This window comes from Protofrankia sp. CiT1 (genome assembly GCF_917627335.1).
Classification (GTDB): domain Bacteria; phylum Actinomycetota; class Actinomycetes; order Frankiales; family Frankiaceae; genus Protofrankia.
The window spans coordinates 1-1,739 of sequence record NZ_CAKJTP010000235.1 but is presented as its reverse complement, the minus strand read 5'-3'; the positions used below and the strand labels follow the sequence as shown (position 1 = coordinate 1,739).

The 1,739-nt window shown below is 67.3% G+C and carries 2 protein-coding genes and 1 pseudogene; all 3 read right to left on the bottom strand.

The features are described from left to right. Positions 1-395: pseudogene (locus MJ785_RS20620) on the bottom strand (hypothetical protein); the annotation flags it as partial. Positions 396-558: 163 nt separating this feature from the next. Next, entirely contained in the window at positions 559-837 is a 279-nt protein-coding gene (locus MJ785_RS22000) for a hypothetical protein (RefSeq protein WP_255720584.1), read from the bottom strand. Positions 838-841: 4 nt separating this feature from the next. Beyond that, complete coding sequence (locus MJ785_RS20610; protein ID WP_370653014.1) at positions 842-1,576, bottom strand: PP2C family serine/threonine-protein phosphatase; 735 nt, start codon at positions 1,574-1,576, stop codon at positions 842-844. Positions 1,577-1,739 lie beyond the last annotated feature (163 nt).

Below are 1,739 nucleotides of genomic sequence, written 5' to 3'. Positions count from 1 at the left end.
CGGTAGGGACCTGTCTGGTAGCCGCTCGCGTCATAGCCACCGGGGGAGTAGCCGCCCGGCGGGTAGGCATCCCGACCGTAGCCGTCCGGCGTATACCCGTCCCGTGGGTAGTTTTCCGCGGCGGGGGCGTACCCGTCGGAGGAATAGCCGTTGGGGTCGTACCGGTCGGCTGGGTAGCCCTCCTGCGGGTAGCCATCGGGCGGGTACCCGTTCGATGGGTAGCCGTCCTGAGCGTATGACTCGGCATCTGACGGCGCGCCATGGTCTGGAAACGGCCGGGACGTACCAACCCGCTTGGTATCCGGTGGGCGGCGGATACCAAGCGGATCGGCCGGGTCAACCCTGGCTCGCCCCGTCCCGGACGGGTCCACCGGCCGCCGACCGTATGAGTCCACGGCGGACTGTTCCGGCTGCCGCGGTCGCTGGCGACCCGACCCGGTTTCGTCTTCCGATGGGAGGACGTAGGGCTCCTGGCCGGCTACAATCCGCATACCGCATTGATCGCAGTAGTCGGGAGCTAGCGACAGGTGCCCGTCTGGGCAGCGTGCACTCACCTGATCACCTGTTTACCCTGACGCTCCTGGTCAGCTGCGGGTCAAGGACCATTTCGTCGACCCCAATGGCGTCGACGTTCCGTTTCAGTCGAACCGTACCTGTGCTCGGGCCCTTGATGCTGACCATGTTCCGAAGTAGACGGTATGTGGCCTCGTTGTCGGACTGATGGGCAAGCTGTGCGTTTTGGCCACGTTTGATGGTAGCGGCTCCATCGTTACCCGCATACCGGGCCTGGAATTCTTCACAGTGGAGCTGGGCGGGTTCGGCCTGGCTCTCTTCCACCGGATTAGTCGCTAGGAGGCGTCGCGTCGATGCGTGCGGTCACAACTGTGATGTTGTCGTGGCCGCCGCGGTCAATGGCGTGCTTGGTGAGGTGGCGGCCAACCGTGATCGCGGCGGTAGCTGGCGCGAGTTCGCCGACCACCGCCGCCATGTCCTCGGGCCGGGACAGGTAGTTCCACAACCCGTCCGTACACACCAGCACCGTGGCGGGCAACGACAGGGGAACCACGCGGACATGTGCGGTCACGTCCCCGGCGTCGGCGCCGAGCCAGCGGGTAAGCGTATGGGCTCGGCGGTCGGTCTCCACCGCCGAGGCGGGGATCAGCCCCACGCGTGCGGCCTCCGCAGCCCAGGTGTCGTCCTCACTCAGTCGTTCGAACCGATGTGGGCTGAGCAGGTATACCCGGCTGTCCCCGATCCAGCCCACGGTGACGCTGCCGCCGCCATCGCTGGTACGGGTGATGACAGCCGCGGCAAACGTGCACGACGGTGCGATGCGTCCATCGATGACCGGCGCCCGGGTGACGGCCGCCTGCGCGGCCGCGACAGCGGCGTGGATCGCGTTCTGGGCATCGTCCGGGGAGAAGGTGTACCGGGGAAAATCGTCCGTGACCGCGGTAGGCGGCGTCGTTGGAATGTCCGAGGGTGGCCACTGAAGACCGTCGGACTCGAGACCGCCGTAGGGATCACGGTAGCCGGACTCGTCGTCCTCCCCGCTGATGTCTGCGTAGCCGTCCATCCCGGCCATCCTGGCTGGATCCCGGTGGTCCGGATCGTCATCCGGCGACCTGAGACAGGCGATGCCGCGTTCGCCGGATCCTGGGAGAACCACCGATCCTGAGCCGGCGCCCGCCGGCCCCGATGCCAGCGGACCCGGCAACCAGGGTTCCGCCCCGGAGACG